This window comes from Streptomyces sp. LaPpAH-108 (assembly GCF_000373625.1).
GTDB lineage: Bacteria > Actinomycetota > Actinomycetes > Streptomycetales > Streptomycetaceae > Streptomyces.
On the sequence record NZ_KB891998.1, the window covers coordinates 150,027 to 166,314 of the forward strand.

Genomic DNA, 16,288 nt, shown 5'->3' on the forward strand with positions numbered 1-16,288 from the left:
GCCACCGGGCTTCCGGCCAGCCCCGCGCCCCGCGCAGACGGCCCCTCCCCTGGGCCCCGATGTCTCGGCTTACGGTCAGCCCCGAACCTCAGGCGCTCGCCCGTCCTCCAGGGCAGCCCCGCGCCCCAGACGATGTCCCGGACCCCGGTCAGCCCGCGCTCTAAGCGATACCCCACTCCTCGGTCAGCCCCGCGCCCCCAGCGACGTCCCGCCCCGGGTCAGCCCCGCGCCCCAAGCGACATCCCGTCCCCGGGTCGCCCCCCGCCCCCAGCAACCGCCAGGCCCCCCTCAGTCCCGGGCTGCCAGGCCGAAGCGGGAGCGGAAGCCTGGGCGTTCGTCGGTGGCGACCGCTGCCGCGCCCGCGGTGACCGTTTCGTAGACGGAGAGGATGTCCGCGCCGACGGTGGACCAGTCGAAGCGGCGGACGTGGGCGCTGCCGCGTGCGCTGAGTTCGGCGCGGCGGTCCGGGTCGCCCAGGAGGCGGACGGCGGCGGTGGCCAGCGCGTCGGCGTCCTCGTTGGCGAAGACCTCGCCCGCGCGCCCCTGGTCGAGGACCTGGACGAAGGCGTCCAGGTCGGAGGCGAGGACGGGCGCTCCCGCCGACATCGCCTCGACCAGGATGATGCCGAAGCTCTCGCCGCCGGTGTTGGGCGCCACGTACAGGTCGACGCTGCGCAGGAGACGGGCCTTGTCCTCGTCGCTGACCATGCCGAGGAACTCCACGCGCGAGCGCAGCTCCTCGGGCAGCTCCGCGACGGCCGCCTCCTCGTCGCCCCGGCCCGCCACCAGCAGCCGGGTCTCCGGCCGGGCGGCCAGGATCTTCGGCAGCGCCCGCATCAGCACCGGAAGTCCCTTGCGGGGTTCGTCGATGCGCCCTATGAAACCGATCGTGCCGCCCTGCCACTCGGGTTTGGGCTCGGCCTTGGCGAAGAAGTCCACGTCCACCCCGTTGGGGATGACCACCGCGTCGCCGCCCAGGTGCTCGACCAGGGTCCGGCGCGCGTACTCGCTCACCGCGATCCGGGCGCTGATCTTCTCCAGCGCGGCCTGGAGGATCGCGTACGCGGCGATCATGGCGCGCGAGCGCGGGTTGGACGTGTGGAAGGTGGCCACGATGGGCCCCTGCGCCGCCCAGCAGGTGAGCAGGCCGAGCGAGGGCGAGGTCGGCTCGTGGATGTGCACCACGTCGAACGCCCCGTCGTGCAGCCAGCGCCGCACCCGCGCCGCCGAGAGGAACCCGAAGTTCAGCCGGGCCACCGAGCCGTTGTACGGCACCGGGACCGCGCGGCCCGCCGAGACCACGTACGGCGGCAGCGGGGTGTCGTCGTCGGACGGGGCCAGCACGGACACCTCGTGGCCGAGGCGGATGAAGTACTCCGCGAGGTCGCGGATGTGGAACTGGACTCCGCCCGGGACGTCCCAGGAGTAGGGGCAGACGATGCCGATTCTCACGCCCGCCCCTCCGGGTCGAGATCCGCGAGCCACAGCCGCTGGAGCATGTGCCAGTCCTCGGGGTGCTCGGCGATGCCGCTCGCGAAGGCGTCGGCCAGCGCCTGCGTCATGGCGGCCGTCTTCTCCGCGCGCGTGCCCGCCTGAGGGACCTCGATCGCGGGGTGCACCTCGCCCTGCATCACGGGCGAGTCGTCGTACCAGAGGGTGACCGGCAGCAGCAGCGCGCCGGTCTGCTGGGCGAGCAGCGCGGGGCCTGCGGGCATCCGGGCACGCTCGCCGAAGAAGTCCACCTCGACACCGGAGGCCGACAGATCGCGGTCGGCGACCAGGCAGACCAGGCCGCCGTCGCGCAGCCGCCGCGCCAGCGTGCCGAACGCGGAGGCACCGCTGTGCGGCAGGACCTCCATGCCCAGGCCCTCGCGGTAGGCGACGAAACGGTCGTACAGGGTCTCGGGCTTCAGTCGCTCGGCGACCGTGGTGAACGGCGTGTTCAGCTCGGTGGTGACCCAGGCGCCCGCCAGGTCCCAGTTGGCCAGGTGCGGCAGGGCGAGTATCACGCCCTTGCCCGCGGCGAGCCCGTCGGCCAGATAGTGCGCGCCCTTGGGCGCGAAGCCCGTGCGCACCCGCTCGGGGCTCCACGCGGGCAGCCGGAAGGACTCCATCCAGTAGCGCAGATACGAGCGCATCCCCGCGCGCGACAGCTCGGCCAGCCGCTCCGGGCTCGCGTCCGGCACCACGCGCGCGTAGTTCGACTCCAGGCGTCGCACGCCCTTGCCGCGCCGCTTCCAGGCGACGTCGGCGATGGTGACGCCCAGCCGGGCCGCGACCGGCTCGGGCAGCTTCTTGACCGCGCCCCAGCCGAATCCGTACAGGGCGTCGGTCAGGCGCTCGGCGGTGCTCACTTGGCCGCCTCGCTGCCCCGCGCCGCCTCGTCACGCGCGGCCTGCTCGGCCTCCGCCGACTCCCGGCGCACGGTGACGACGCGCTGGATCAGGGTGATCAGACTGCCCACGGCCACGATCCACAGCGCGATGGGCAGCAGGTACTGGATGCCCGGCACACCGAACTTATGCAGCCCCGCGAACCCGGCCGCCACCAGCGAGATCACCAGCCGCTCGGCCCGCTCCACCAGCCCGTTGACGGCCACCGGCAGCCCGATCGACTCGCCCCGCGCCTTGGTGTACGACACCACCTGGCCGCTGGCCAGACAGAAGATCGAGACGGCGCACAGGACGTTGTCGTCGCCGTTGCCCGCGTACCAGAGGGCGAAGCCGCCGAAGATCGCGCTGTCGGCCACCCGGTCGAGCGTGGAGTCCAGGAAGGCCCCCCACCGGCTGGAGCGGCCCAGCTGGCGCGCCATGTTGCCGTCGACCAGGTCCGAGAAGACGAACAGCGTGATCACGATCGTGCCCCAGAAGAACTCACCCCTGGGGAAGAAGACCAGCGCCCCGGCGACCACCCCGGCCGTGCCGATGAGCGTGACCGCGTCCGGGCTCACGCCCCTGCGGATGAGAAACGTGGCGAACGGCGTGAGGACACGCGTGAAGAATGCACGCGCGTACTTGTTCAGCATGGCCTTCCCGACGGTCGGTGTCGCGGCAGCCCCTGGTGGCCACCGGCGCGCCCATCGTAGTCACGCGCGGGGGCCCGCGGCTGGCGGGCACCCTGGGGTTGTGGCCCTGTCGTGATGTCCGGGGGCCGTGGGAGCCGCGCCGTGGGCCCGTGCGCCGTACGGCCGGAGGCGGTCCGGCGCACGGCCGGGAGCCGTCCGTCGTATGGACGTGGCATGTCCCAAGTGGAAAGCTCGAAGGACCGCGGGCGTCGCAGGAGCCGCCAGTGCACGCGGTGCCGCGTGTCCGCGCCCACAGTGACCTCACCGTCCACGGGAGGCAGGATCATGGGCGAAAAGGCGCAATCACATCCCGGGGCCGCCGGCAGGGCAGTGACGGCCGACCACCCCGAGTCCATACGGAACGTCGTGCTGGTCGGCCACTCCGGAGCGGGCAAGACCACCCTGGTGGAAGCCCTCGCACTCACGACGGGGGCGGTGAACCGGGCCGGACGCGTGGAGGACGGCGGCACGGTCTCCGACTACGACGACATCGAGCACCGTCAGCAACGCTCGGTGCAGCTCTCGCTGGTCCCGGTCGAATGGGACGGCATCAAGATCAACGTACTCGACACCCCCGGCTACGCCGACTTCGTCGGGGAGCTGAGGGCCGGTCTGCGAGCGGCGGACGCGGCCCTCTTCGTCGTCTCCGCCTCCGACGGCGTGGACGGCTCGACCCGCGCGGTCTGGGAGGAGTGCCAGGCCGTCGGCATGCCCCGCGCGATCGTCGTCACCCACCTGGAATCCGCCCGCGCGGACTTCGAGGAGATGACCCGGCTGTGCGCCGAGGAGTTCGGCGCCGACGACCCCGACGCCGTGCTCCCGCTCTACCTCCCGCTGCGCGCCCCCGAGGGCCCCGACGGCCACACCCCCGTGACCGGCCTGGTCGGACTGCTCTCGCGCAAGCTCTTCGACTACTCCACCGGCGAGCGCGTGGAGTCCGAACCCGGCGAGGACCAGCTGCCCGGCATCGAGGAGGCCCGCAACCGGCTCATCGAGGGCATCATCGCCGAGAGCGAGGACGAGACCCTGATGGACCGCTATCTGGGCGGCGAACAGGTCGACGTCAAGACCCTCGTCCAGGACCTCGAACGGGCCGTGGCACGCGGCACCTTCTTCCCCGTCCTGGCCGCCGCCCCCGCCACCGACGGCGCCCGCGAGGGCCTGGGCACCGAGGAACTGCTGGAACTGATCACCGGCGGCTTCCCCACCCCCTTCGAACACCCGCTGCCCGAGGTCACCACCCTCGACGGCAGGCCCCGCGCACTCCAGCCCTGCGACACCGAAGGACCCCTGGTCGCCGAGGTCGTCCGCACCTCCTCCGACCCCTACGTCGGCCGCGTCTCCCTGGTCCGCGTCTTCTCCGGCACCCTGCGCCCCGACGACACCGTCCACGTCTCCGGACACGGCATGACCGACCGGGGCCACGAGGACCACGACGTGGACGAGCGCATCGGCGCCGTCTCCATGGCCTTCGGCAAACAGCAGCGCCCCGTCCCGCACGCGGTGGCGGGCGACCTGGTGTGCGTCGCCAAGCTGACCCGCGCCGAGACCGGCGACACGCTCTCCGCCAAGGACGACCCGCTCCTCATGGAGCCCTGGCAGATGCCGGACCCGCTGCTCCCGCTCGCCATCCAGGCCCACAGCAAGCCCGACGAGGACAAGCTCTCCCAGGGACTCGCCCGCCTGGTCGCCGAGGACCCGACCATGCGGCTCGAACAGAACCAGGACACCCACCAGGTCGTCCTGTGGTGCCTGGGCGAGGCCCACGCCGACGTCGCCCTGGAACGGCTGCGCAGCCGCTACGGCGTCCAGGTCGACGTCGTCCCCCACAAGGTGTCCCTGCGCGAGACCTTCGCGGGCAAGGCCGCCGGACGCGGCCGACACGTCAAGCAGTCCGGCGGGCACGGCCAGTACGCCATCTGCGAGATCGAGGTCGAACCACTGCCCAACGGCTCCGGCATCGAATTCGTCGACAAGGTCGTCGGCGGCGCCGTACCCCGCCAGTTCATCCCCTCCGTCGAGAAGGGCGTACGCGCCCAGGCCGCCAAGGGCGTGGCCGCCGGATACCCGCTCGTCGACGTGCGGATCACCCTGCTCGACGGCAAGGCCCACTCGGTCGACTCCTCCGACGCCGCCTTCCAGACCGCCGGTGCCCTCGCCCTGCGCGAGGCCGCCGCCGACACCCGCATCCACCTCCTCGAACCCGTCGCCGAGGTCAGCGTCCTCATCCCCGACGACTACGTCGGACCCGTCATGAGCGACCTCTCCAGCAGGCGCGGCCGGGTCCTGGGCACCGAACAGGTCGGCACCGGACGCACCCTGGTCCGCGCCGAGGTCCCCGAGTTCGAGATCGGGCGCTACGCCATCGACCTGCGCTCCCTCTCCCACGGCACCGCCCGCTTCAGCCGCGCCTACGCCCGGCACGAACCGATGCCCCCTCAGGTGGCCGACCGCATCCGCGAACAGGCGGGCGACACCCCGTAGTTCACCGGGGAGTCCACCCGGCGTACGCCCCGCGCACCGGCAGGCGGCTTCGGTCGTCCGCCGGTGCGTTGTCGGTGCCCGCGGCTAGGCTGATCAAGCCGCTCGTGACGGACCCCCGGTGACCCGGTGCCGACACGACGGCCCCTTCAAGATGGCCTGTTCAACAGGTGTGCGAGACACGGAAGTCGGGAAGGCCGCAGGAGCGAGAAGGCGGCGATGGGGGCGGGAATGTCAGTCGGAACGGAGTGGGACGGGCCTCAGGTGCCCGTCTCCGGCGACGAGGGCCAGGCGGCGACCTTCGCGCTGGCCTCGGCGGCCTACCGGGACAACGCGATCGAGGACATCAAGAAGACCGACAACGAGTGGCACCAGTCCACCGTCAAACCCGGCCGCATCCGCCTGTTCCGGCCCAACCTCGGCGAGGCATTCTCCCGCGCCGTCGTCGACCGCCTCCTCGCACCCGGCCGCAAGCCGCTGATCCAGTCCTTCGGCGCCGAACCCCAGGTGATCGTCGAACACTGCCTCGCCGCGAACAACATCCGCCGCGACCGCGACAACAAACTCTCCATGATCATGGTCGTCTGCGGCCTGATCTTCCTGCCCGGCCTCGTCGCCTGGCTCGTCGTCTTCCAGCTCCGCGCCTTTCTCGCCAAACGCGAGGACAAACGCGCCGGAGCCATCGGCACCGCACTCCTCGCCGGAGTCGGCATCCTCGCCGTCCTCTTCCTGCTGAAGCTCCCCTTCAGCGGCTTCTGGGGCTGGTACGCGCGCGGGGCCGTCATCGCCCCCGTCCTCGGCTGGTACTGGGCCAAGCGCGTCTGCGAGCAGACCGCCGCCGACCTGCGCGCCCGCTGGGACGGCCTGCTCTCCGGCAGCAGCGTCGGCGCCAAGGTCCCCGAGGCCGTGCCCCGCAGCCCCGGCGAGACCGCCGCCGAGCAACTGCGCCAGTCCCTGGCCCGGCTCAGCGCCGAACAGCGCTCCAACTCCGTCTTCTACGCCGGTCCCAAGGGCATCCTCGGCATGGGCACCCGCTGGGGCTCCTGGCAGCTCGCCGAGGACCTGGTCCCCGCCGAGGCGGGCCGCGAGATCCACCCCTTCCGCAGCTGGGACGTCATACGCTCCATCCACGACCAGCTCCGGATGCTGGAACGCGGCCCGCTGAACACCGGCGGCTTCCCCCGCCCGTCGATACGGCACTGGATCGTCACCCCCATCGGCGAGAACGCCAAGGGTGTCTCCCGCCCCGAGGGCACCGACGTGGAAGCCTTCCAGGTCAAGCAGCACGCCATACAGGAGATCTGCAACAAGCAGCAGTTCGGCAGCGGCGACCGCCACTACCTCGGCGTCCAGTGGACCCTGTGGGACGGCCAGCTGGTCATCACCATGATGACCACCGTGACCGTGCTCCACGAGACCCTGCGCATCGAGGTCACCGGACACGCCCTCGGCCCGGTCAACCCCCTGTTCACCTCGAAGTCCGAGGCCCCCACCAAGACGGTCACCAAGTCCGTCAAGCGCTGGGAGAGCCGCACCGTCAAGCTCCCCCTCGTCGACACCGACGAGGTCGTACGCCTCGCCGTCCGCGCCCCGCTGACCTGGTACCCGCCGCTGCTCAACTGGCTCGGCGGCTCCATCGCCCTGCCCGAGCCCTTCGGCCTGCGGCACGCCTGGGCCGACCAGCCCTGGCGCCACCGCTTCATGGCCGACGACGCCCTGCGCGCGGCCACCCCGGTCCTGCGCGTGGTGCACGCCGCCGCGATCAAGGTCCTCGACGAGAACGGAGTGAACACCGAGAAGTTCGGCGCCCGCTCCTCCTTCCTCAGCGGCCAGGTGCAGGACCCCACCCCCGGGAAGGCCGACCTCTACAACGCCTAGAACCACTCGGGGAACGCGTGAGGCCGCCGGAGAACCGGCGGCCTCGACTGCGAGGAGAGTGCGGCGTCAGCTCACCGGCCACGCCTCCGCCAGCATCTTCCGCGTGTCCCCGAGCAACTGCGGCAGCACCTTCGTGTGCCCCACCACCGGCATGAAGTTCGTGTCCCCGCCCCAGCGCGGCACGATGTGCTGATGCAGATGGGCCGCGATACCCGCGCCCGCCACCGCACCCTGGTTCATCCCGATGTTGAACCCGTGCGCCCCCGACGCCGTCCGCAGCGCCGTCATCGCCTGCTTCGTCAGCTCCGCCAGCTCAGCCGTCTCCGGACCGGTCAGATCCGTGTAGTCGGCCACATGCCGGTACGGCACCGTCATCAGATGACCGCCGTTGTACGGATACAGATTGAGCACCGCGTACACATGCTCACCGCGCCGCACGATCAGACCGTCCTCATCCGATTTCGCCGGAATCACACAGAACGGGCAGCCGTCGTCCGCACCCGGACCACTCGGCTTGTTCTCGCCCTGGATGTAGGCCATCCGGTGGGGCGTCCACAGGCGCTGGAACGCGTCCTGCGTCCCCACTCCGATCTGCTGCTCCGGCTCACTCGTCATGCAAGGCAGCATATGGCTTCGCCCGTTCGCGGCGTGTCGCCGGGGCGGCACGAGCTGCCCGAACGGCCAAGCTGACCCGGTGGACCACGACAGCCCCAAGGCGCGCTGGGAGCGCCGCGCCGAGATGCCGCTCACCGTGGCCTCGCTGACGTTCCTCGGCTCGTACGCCGCCCTCGTCCTCGCCCCGCGCCCCGGCACGCCCTGGGACGACCTCTGGCTCTCCCTGCTCTTCGCCTGCTGGGCCCTGTTCGCCGTCGACTACGCCGTGCGCTGGACCCTCAGCGGCATGGGCCCGGGCTTCGTCCGCGCCCACTGGCTGGACACCCTCGTCCTGATCCTCCCCCTGCTGCGCCCGCTGCGCGTCGTCCGCATCTACGAGTCCATGGAGCACCGGCGCGGACTCCCCCGGCTCCCGCTGTACGCGCGCGTGATCGTCTACTCCGGGCTCTCCACCCTGCTGATGGGCTTCACGGGCGCGCTCGCCGTCTACCAGCAGGAGAAGGACGCCCCGGCCTCCCACATGAAGACCTTCGGCGACGCCGTCTGGTGGGCCTGCTCCACCCTCTCCACCGTCGGCTACGGCGACGTCGTCCCGGTCACCACGGGCGGCCGGGTGATCGCGGCGGCCATGATGGCGGGCGGCTTGGCGCTGCTGGGGGCGGTGACGGGGTCGTTCTCGTCGTGGCTGCTGCAGGTGTTCTCACGGGAAGAGGACAAGCCCCCGAGGCGCTAGTCCTCGGGGGCTCGCACGGAGGCCGGTCCGGATCAGACCTGGACCCGCTCCTCCACGACCTTCGCGATCTTCGCGATGGCGTCGTCGAACGGGATGCCGTTCTCCTGCGAACCGTCGCGGTAGCGGAAGGAGACGGTGCCCGCGCTCATGTCCTCGTCACCAACGATGACCATGAACGGCACCTTCTGCTTCTGGGCGTTTCTGATCTTCTTCTGCATCCGGTCCGAGGAGGAGTCCACCTCGACCCGCAGACCCTGCTTCTTGGCCTCGGCCGCGAACTTCTCCAGGTATTCGACATGCCCGTCACCGATCGGGATGCCGACGGCCTGCACGGGGGCGAGCCACGCCGGGAAGGCGCCCGCGTAGTGCTCCAGGAGGACGGCGAAGAAGCGCTCGATGGAGCCGAACAGCGCACGGTGGATCATGACCGGCCGCTGCTTGGTGCCGTCGGCCGCCGTGTACTCCAGGTCGAACCGCTCGGGCAGGTTGAAGTCGAGCTGGATGGTCGACATCTGCCAGGTACGGCCGATGGCGTCTCGCGCCTGGACGGAGATCTTCGGGCCGTAGAACGCGGCACCGCCCGGGTCGGGCACCAGCGGCAGGCCCTGCTTCTCGGCGACCTGACGCAGCGTCTCGGTGGCCTCTTCCCAGGCGTCGTCGGAGCCGACGAACTTTTCCGGATCCTTGGTGGAGAGCTCCAGGTAGAAGTCGGTCAGACCGTAGTCGCGCAGCAGGCCGAGGACGAAGGTGAGCGTGCGGTCCAGCTCCTCCGCCATCTGCTCACGGGTGCAGTAGATGTGCGCGTCGTCCTGGGTGAAGCCGCGGGCCCGGGTCAGGCCGTGCACGACGCCCGACTTCTCGTACCGGTACACAGTGCCGAACTCGAAGAGCCTCAGGGGCAGCTCGCGATACGAGCGACCGCGCGCGTCGAAGATCAGGTTGTGCATCGGGCAGTTCATGGGCTTGAGGTAGTAGTCCACGCCCTCGTCGAGCTGCATGGGCGGGTACATGCCGTCGGCGTACCAGTCCAGGTGGCCCGAGGTCTCGAAGAGCTTCCCCTTCGTCGCGTGCGGGGTGTAGACGAACTCGTAGCCCTCTTCCTCGTGGCGGCGCCGCGAGTAGTCCTCCATGGTGCGACGCACGATGCCGCCCTTGGGGTGGAAGACGGCGAGGCCGGAGCCGATCTGCTCCGGGATGGAGAAGAGGTCCAGCTCGTTGCCCAGCTTGCGGTGGTCGCGCTTCTCGGCCTCGGCAAGGAACTCCAGGTGCGCCTTCAGCTCGTCCTTGGACGGCCAGGCGGTGCCGTAGATGCGCTGGAGCTGCTTGTTCTTCTCGCTGCCGCGCCAGTAGGCCGAGGCGTTGCGCATCAGCTTGAACGCCGGGATGAGCCGGGTGGAGGGCAGGTGCGGACCCCGGCAGAGGTCCTTCCAGCACAGCTCGCCGGTCTTGGCGTCCAGGTTGTCGTAGATGGTCAGCTCGCCGGAGCCGACCTCGACGTCCGCGCCGTCCTCGGAGGAGGCCGAGCCCTTGAGGCCGATCAGCTCCAGCTTGTACGGCTCGTCGGCCAGCTCCGCGCGGGCCTCCTCGTCGGTGACCACGCGGCGGGAGAACTTCTGGCCCCGCTTCTGGATCTCCTGCATCTTCTTCTCGATGGCCTTGAGGTCATCGGGGTGGAAGGGCTTCTCCACGTCGAAGTCGTAGTAGAACCCGTCCTTGACCGGCGGCCCGATGCCGAGCTTCGCCTCGGGGAACAGCTCCTGCACGGCCTGGGCCATCACATGCGCGGTGGAGTGGCGCAGGATGTTGAGACCGTCCTCGGAGGAGATCTCGACGGCCTCGACCTCGTCGCCGTCGGACAGCTCGTACGCGAGGTCCTTCAGCTCGCCGCCCACGCGCGCGGCGATGATCGAGCGCTCGCCCGCGAAGAGGTCGGCGGCCGTAGTGCCCGTCGTCACCACGCGTTCTTCCCGCTCGGAATCGCGTTGGATGATCACACGGACGTCTGACACCGGTCTCTCCTGACTGAAGTGGGATGCGGCGCCATACCAGGAGCGCGCGCACAAGGGATCGTACCGACCCGGCACCGTCGACCGCGAAACGGTTACTTTCCGTCCCCGCTTCCGTACGGCTCCCCGCAGGTCTCGCCGCACGCCTCCTCGAAGGAGTCCAGGTTCTCCTGGAGGGATTTCATCAGCCGGTCGCGCTCGACGTCGTCGACCTGGACGGGGACGACGCCGGTGGCGCCGGCGAGCCTGCGGAAGCCGCCCCGGCGCTCCAGCCTGCCGCGCACGCGCACCGGGAGGCCGACGAGGTGGGCGTATCCGGCGATGCGGTAGTCCTCCTCGCCGAGGGTGAGGCGCAGATGGGCCACCTCGGCGCCGGTGAGGACGCGGAGCCGTACGGTGCCCGCGCCGCGCGGTCCTGAGCGGCGCAGGCGGACGACGACGCCGGTGACCGCGACGGGGACGGAGGGTTCGGCGCACAGATAGCGCGCGGCGGCGGCGCGCAGGACGGGCAGGTCGCCTGGTGAGAACTCGACGGGTTCGGCGTGGGCGGCGCAGCCGTCGGGGACTCCGGCGGCGGGGGCCCAGGAGACGGTGACACGGGCACCCTCGCTGCCGCGGACGAGGACGGTGAGCGCTTCGGTGAGTTCGCGGCTGACTCCGGCGGCGATCGCGCCGTCGAAGGCGTCGGGGCTGCCGGTGGCGCGCTGGTAGTCGATGGCCTCGCGGGTGGCGTGCAGGGACTGGTGGAGGCGGACGGCGAGGGGGCGTGCGGTGGGGACGGGGGCGAAGGCGGTGAGGCGGCGGCCTTCGGCGGCGGGTCCGACGAGCATTTTGTCGAGGAGGGCGTCGGCGGCGGCGCGGTGGCGGGCGCCGTGGTAGCCGGCCGGGGCGCGGGTGGCGAGGGCGGCGGCGAGGAGGGTGCGGCGGGCGGCGGTGCGCAGGTGTTCGTCGGCGGTCCAGGGGGTGGCTCCGGCGGGGCCGCAGGGGGTGTCGCGGTGCCAGCGGATCTCGTCGCTGGGTACGGCGAGGGCGATGAGTACTTCGCGGGCGGTGGGGGCGGTGCTGCGGGCGAGGGCGTCCAGGGCTTCGCCGAGGAGGTCGTCGCTGTCGGGGAAGGAGCGGTTCTCGGGCACGAGGAGGCTGGTGCCGGGGCCCGCGGGGGCGGGTGGGGTCCAGCGGCCGTAGCGTCCGGGGGCGCCGCCGCGTCGTTGCCAGCCGTGGCGGTGCAGCAGCGTGGTGAGGGCGGCGGGGTCGACGCGGGCGGGGTCGGGGGTCTCGTGCCAGGGGAGGTGGTCGGGGTGGGCGCGCAGGTGGCGGACGGTGTCGTCGTCGGTGCGGCTTCTCATGGTCTGCCTCCCGTCCCGACGCGCGTCATGATCTCGCAGAGCGCGCGGTCGTCGAAGATGCGGGTGACCGGTATGCGCACGGTGGTGCGGTGGCGTCCGGTGACGGGGTGTCCGGCGAGGTTGACCCAGTAGCAGCAGTGGCGGAGGTCGAGCCGGTCGTGTCCGGCGCGCAGCCAGTCCTCCTGGGCGCGCGGGACGATCATGACGACGAGGATCTTGTGCACCGAGACAGGGGTGCGGGCGAGCTTGCGCAGATGGTCGTTGTCGAGCGTGAAGGAGAAGGTGGGCCCCGGGGGGTGGGGGGCGATCTGGTAGGTGCACTTGAGCTGCACCTTGATCGTCACTTCGTCGTCGACGGTGTGGCCTGGGGCGCTGTGGCTGACGTGCCAGTCGATGCCGTTGTCCGGGAAGGGCTGGGACAGGGAGCAGCCCGCGGCGGCGGCGACCGCGTGCAGATAGCCGACCTGCAAGGTCTCCATGCAGGCGGTGGTGGCGAGTGTGCCGCGAACCAGTCCCGCGCGTTCGGGCAGCAGCCCGCCCCGCTCGGGCTGCGCAATGGCCATGACCAACAGCCTTCCCAGCCAAGGGTTTCCCCGTTGCGGGCCGCTGAACTGCAAAGACCCGTACTCCTGTTGTCTCCGCCCGGCGTACGGCGCAAACAGCCCGGGTATCACCAAACGGGCAGAAGACGGCACGTCATCTGTCGTGGGTGAACGAGGAGTTGGGTTGGGATGACTTGCTGGTACGAAGGGGCTCTGGCCGCCTTCGACACGGAGACGACGGGTGTGGACGTCGAGGGCGACCGGATCGTGGCCGCCGCCGTCGTGGTGCAGGACGCGCCGGGTACGCGGCCCCGGGTGAGCCGGTGGCTGGTGAACCCGGGGGTGCCGGTGCCCGCGGAGGCGACGGCGGTGCACGGGCTGACGGAGGAACATCTCCAGCACAACGGCCGCTGGCCGGCGCCGGTGATGTACGAGATAGCCCAGCAGCTGGCGGAGCACACGGCGATGGGGCGGCCGTTGGTGGTGATGAACGCGCCGTTCGATCTGACGCTGCTGGACCGCGAGTTGCGGCGGCACCGGGCCTCGTCGCTGGACCGCTGGTTCGAGGGGGCCCCGCTGCGGGTGCTCGACCCCCGGGTCCTGGACAAGCAGCTGGACCGCTATCGCAAGGGGCGCCGCACGTTGACCGATCTGTGCGAGCACTACGGCGTGGCGCTGAACGACGCGCACGACGCGGCGGCGGACGCGCTGGCGGCGCTGGATGTCGTACGGGCGGTGGGGCGGCGGTTCTCGGCGCGTCTTGAGCGGCTGTCCCCGGCGGAGCTGCACGCGTTGCAGGTGGGCTGGCACGCGGCGCAGGCGCGGGGGCTCCAGGCGTGGTTCGCGCGCAGTGGTTCGCCGGAGACGGTGAGCACGGAGTGGCCGCTGAGGGCGGAGCTGTCGGCGGCGGCGTAGCGGGGGCGGTCGGTGCCGTGCCGTGGGGGCGTACGACGACGGCCCACCTGCTCGCAAGCAGATGGGCCGTCGATCCGGGTGGGCGATACTGGGTTCGAACCAGTGACCTCTTCGGTGTGAACGAAGCGCTCTCCCACTGAGCTAATCGCCCGGGAACGCACTGAACAATACAGGTCTCGGCGGGCTTCCTCCAAACCGCCTCGGTACGGGGCACCGGCCGGGGCCGTCGTGGCGTGGCCGGACGCCTGAGGCAGGGGTCACGGAGGGGGTGACGGGCGGGGTTCCGCGCGGTGCGCCCGGGCCGCGTGTGCGGCATTGCGCGTCCGCTTCCCATGAAGTGACTTGTACTCATATGACCTGTCGGAACACAGGACTTGAGGATTCCGGAATTCCGGGTGCGATGCGGAGTGCCATGGAAATGCGGGCGCATGGGGAAATGCGGGGGCATGGTCGCGAATAGGGTCCGGGGGTATTTCCGGAGGCGGCCTGAATGGGGTGCTTCGGTGCGCGTGGGACGGCCCGTCCGGAAGTCGGTCTTGACGGGTGCCTACGGGAAGCGGCGGGCGCGGNGCNNAGNGCNTANGNCGACGGCCCACCTGCTCGCAAGCAGATGGGCCGTCGATCCGGGTGGGCGATACTGGGTTCGAACCAGTGACCTCTTCGGTGTGAACGAAGCGCTCTCCCACTGAGCTAATCGCCCGGGCGCAGAGAGAACATTACCGCATGTCAGGGGGTGGTTCCGACCGTCCTAGATCTTCCACGGCAGCACGAAGCCGAACTTCGAGACGTAGATCGCGGTGAGCACACCGATGATCACCAGCCCGATCACGGTCAGGGCGATGTTGCGGCGGCGGACCCGGGGGTCGAGGGCGCGCTGCGCGGCGGCGGTGACCTTGCGCTTCGTCCAGCGCAGGACGAGCTGGGCCCAGACGAACTCGGTGGCCCAGATCATCATGCCGCCGAAGATCACGGCCCAGCCGGGGCCGGGCAGCGGGAGCATGACGACACCGGCCGCGACGACCGCGAGGCCGACGAGGAAGACGCCGACCTGCCAGCTCAGCTGGAGGGCGCGACGGTCCTTGATGAACCCGGGCGCCCGGGAGCCGAGCCCCTGCTCGGGCTGCTCCTCGTCCGCACCCGCCTTGTCCGCCACGACAACCTCACCCGGATCGTCACTCCCCGTATTCATACCGTCGAACCCTACCCGAGTGTTTCCAGTCACCGGAATGGTGGCAGATGTCGCACAAGTTCTCGGCCGTAAGAGGTACGGAAACTCATGCAAAACCCCCAGAGGGGTTTACAACGGCACCGTAGGTGGCATGTCGATTTCGCCGACGTGCGAATCCCCGAGCGCACACTGAGCGAAAGGCCCTGGCGCTTATGAACACCACGGTCAGCTGCGAGCTGCACCTGCGCCTCGTTGTGTCGAGCGAGTCCTCCCTGCCTGTCCCCGCAGGCCTGCGGTACGACACGGCCGACCCCTACGCCGTGCACGCCACCTTCCACACCGGAGCCGAGGAGACCGTCGAGTGGGTGTTCGCCCGCGACCTTCTCGCCGAGGGCCTGCACCGGCCCACCGGAACCGGCGACGTCCGCGTCTGGCCATCGCGCAGTCATGGCCAGGGCGTCGTCTGCATCGCCCTCAGCTCTCCGGAGGGCGAGGCTCTGCTGGAGGCCCCCGCACGGGCCCTGGAGTCCTTCCTGAAGCGGACCGACGCCGCCGTGCCCCCCGGCACGGAGCACCGGCACTTCGATCTGGATCAGGAGCTCTCCCACATCCTGGCGGAGAGCTAGGCCGCCGCCCGTCCAAGACGCCCGGCGCCGTCCACTCGGGGAGACGGCTCGGGCCCGCACAGCCGTATACCGGCAGGCTCGGCGCCGTCACCGTGAACACTCACGGTGACGGCGCCGAGCCGTGCCCGCGTCCCCCCGCCTCGCACGCTCGCCGTCCGGCTTCTCGCGCGGTCCGGGAACCCGGGCGGCGGGCGAGGCGTTGCCCGGGCAGTCACCCGGAGCGGGCCCGGTGCGGCGGCCCCGGTTGTCGCTACCATCGGCCAGCATCGGCGGGCGTCCGCCCGACCCTCAGGCCAGGGAGCGAAACGTGCTGATCACCCACGACACCCGGTGCGCCCTCGACACCGTGGTGGATCTGGTGAACACCGCGCCGGAGGACGACGCGGCGGCGGACGGACTGCCGGACGTCGAGGCGCTCGCCGTGTTCGTGCGCGGCCACGCGGTCAGTGATGTGGGGGTGCTGTCCGAGTTCGACCTCTCGGCGGTGCGCAAGGTGCGGGGCCGGTTCGCGAGGATCTTCGCGGCACCGGACGCCCGGGCCGCCGCGGGGCTGATCAACGAGCTGGTCGCCGCCGCGGGCACCACCCCGCGTCTGACGGACCACGACGGCTACGACTGGCATGTGCACTACTTCGCCCCCGGGGCGTCGCTGGCCGACCATCTCGCCGCGGACTGCGGGATGGCGCTCGCCTTCTTCGTGGTGGCCGGGGAGCAGGAGCGGCTGCGGCGCTGCGAGGCGCCGGACTGCCGCCGCGCCTTCGTGGATCTGTCCCGCAATCGCTCGCGCCGCTACTGCGACAGCCGCACCTGCGGGAACCGGCTGCACGTGGCCGCGTACCGCGCACGGCGCAAGGAGTCGGAGTCGGCGGGCTGAGCCCGACCGGACGCCGGAACGGACGGGGCCCGGGACGGCA

Annotated in this window: 14 protein-coding genes and 2 tRNA genes; 6 read left to right on the forward strand and 10 right to left on the reverse strand. The window is 71.1% G+C overall.

What is annotated here, in order from left to right:
- Positions 1–288 precede the first annotated feature (288 nt).
- From B079_RS0127335 to pgsA, 3 genes are read right to left on the reverse strand one after another with little or no spacing between them, the layout of a single operon-like run.
- Positions 289–1,452, reverse strand: coding sequence for a glycosyltransferase family 4 protein (locus tag B079_RS0127335; RefSeq protein ID WP_018549039.1), 1,164 nt, complete (start codon positions 1,450–1,452; stop codon positions 289–291).
- Positions 1,449–2,354: a phosphatidylinositol mannoside acyltransferase gene (locus tag B079_RS0127340; protein ID WP_018549040.1), complete on the reverse strand. Its 906-nt coding sequence runs from the start codon at positions 2,352–2,354 to the stop codon at positions 1,449–1,451. Before B079_RS0127340 ends, B079_RS0127335 begins: the two co-directional genes overlap by 4 nt.
- On the reverse strand, positions 2,351–3,025 hold the full coding sequence (gene pgsA, locus B079_RS0127345) for a phosphatidylinositol phosphate synthase (RefSeq protein ID WP_018549041.1): 675 nt from the start codon (positions 3,023–3,025) through the stop codon (positions 2,351–2,353). Before pgsA ends, B079_RS0127340 begins: the two co-directional genes overlap by 4 nt.
- A 324-nt stretch (positions 3,026–3,349) precedes the next feature.
- Between pgsA and B079_RS0127350 the strand changes: the two genes are divergently transcribed.
- Together B079_RS0127350 and B079_RS0127355 are read left to right on the forward strand one after the other, a co-directional pair.
- Positions 3,350–5,548, forward strand: coding sequence for an elongation factor G-like protein EF-G2 (locus B079_RS0127350; protein WP_026249134.1), 2,199 nt, complete (start codon positions 3,350–3,352; stop codon positions 5,546–5,548).
- A gap of 228 nt (positions 5,549–5,776) precedes the next feature.
- Entirely contained in the window at positions 5,777–7,423 is a 1,647-nt protein-coding gene (locus B079_RS0127355; RefSeq protein WP_026249135.1) for a hypothetical protein, read from the forward strand.
- A gap of 66 nt (positions 7,424–7,489) precedes the next feature.
- Here the strand turns inward: B079_RS0127355 and B079_RS0127360 are convergent, their stop codons facing one another.
- Entirely contained in the window at positions 7,490–8,050 is a 561-nt protein-coding gene (locus tag B079_RS0127360) for an HIT family protein (protein ID WP_078496104.1), read from the reverse strand.
- A gap of 67 nt (positions 8,051–8,117) precedes the next feature.
- On the opposite strand from B079_RS0127360, the gene B079_RS0127365 reads away from it, so the two are divergent.
- Positions 8,118–8,771 (forward strand): potassium channel family protein, encoded by a 654-nt coding sequence (locus B079_RS0127365; protein WP_018549045.1) that lies wholly within the window; start codon positions 8,118–8,120, stop codon positions 8,769–8,771.
- Positions 8,772–8,803: 32 nt separating this feature from the next.
- Here the strand turns inward: B079_RS0127365 and thrS are convergent, their stop codons facing one another.
- The 3 genes from thrS to B079_RS0127380 all read right to left on the reverse strand — a co-directional run bounded on the left by thrS (position 8,804) and on the right by B079_RS0127380 (position 12,686).
- Positions 8,804–10,780 (reverse strand): threonine--tRNA ligase, encoded by a 1,977-nt coding sequence (gene thrS, locus B079_RS0127370; protein ID WP_026249137.1) that lies wholly within the window; start codon positions 10,778–10,780, stop codon positions 8,804–8,806.
- A gap of 92 nt (positions 10,781–10,872) precedes the next feature.
- Complete coding sequence (locus tag B079_RS0127375) at positions 10,873–12,123, reverse strand: hypothetical protein (RefSeq protein ID WP_018549047.1); 1,251 nt, start codon at positions 12,121–12,123, stop codon at positions 10,873–10,875.
- Positions 12,120–12,686: a DUF4365 domain-containing protein gene (locus tag B079_RS0127380; protein WP_018549048.1), complete on the reverse strand. Its 567-nt coding sequence runs from the start codon at positions 12,684–12,686 to the stop codon at positions 12,120–12,122. Before B079_RS0127380 ends, B079_RS0127375 begins: the two co-directional genes overlap by 4 nt.
- Positions 12,687–12,854: 168 nt before the next feature.
- Between B079_RS0127380 and B079_RS0127385 the strand changes: the two genes are divergently transcribed.
- Complete coding sequence (locus B079_RS0127385) at positions 12,855–13,580, forward strand: exonuclease domain-containing protein (protein WP_018549049.1); 726 nt, start codon at positions 12,855–12,857, stop codon at positions 13,578–13,580.
- Between the two features lie 79 nt (positions 13,581–13,659).
- Here the strand turns inward: B079_RS0127385 and B079_RS0127390 are convergent.
- From B079_RS0127390 to B079_RS0127400, 3 genes are all read right to left on the reverse strand, one after another.
- Positions 13,660–13,731 (reverse strand) — tRNA-Val (locus B079_RS0127390).
- Between the two features lie 477 nt (positions 13,732–14,208).
- A tRNA-Val gene (locus B079_RS0127395) sits at positions 14,209–14,280 on the reverse strand.
- A 48-nt stretch (positions 14,281–14,328) separates the two neighbouring features.
- Positions 14,329–14,769 carry a TIGR02611 family protein gene (locus B079_RS0127400; RefSeq protein ID WP_026249138.1) on the reverse strand — a complete coding sequence of 147 codons (441 nt, stop codon included), beginning with the start codon at positions 14,767–14,769 and terminating at the stop codon, positions 14,329–14,331.
- A gap of 191 nt (positions 14,770–14,960) precedes the next feature.
- Here B079_RS0127400 and B079_RS0127405 point away from each other — a divergent pair, with 191 nt between their 5' ends.
- Entirely contained in the window at positions 14,961–15,374 is a 414-nt protein-coding gene (locus tag B079_RS0127405) for an SsgA family sporulation/cell division regulator (RefSeq protein WP_004002642.1), read from the forward strand.
- Between the two features lie 307 nt (positions 15,375–15,681).
- Positions 15,682–16,248, forward strand: coding sequence for a CGNR zinc finger domain-containing protein (locus B079_RS0127410; RefSeq protein WP_018549051.1), 567 nt, complete (start codon positions 15,682–15,684; stop codon positions 16,246–16,248).
- Positions 16,249–16,288: the final 40 nt, after the last annotated feature.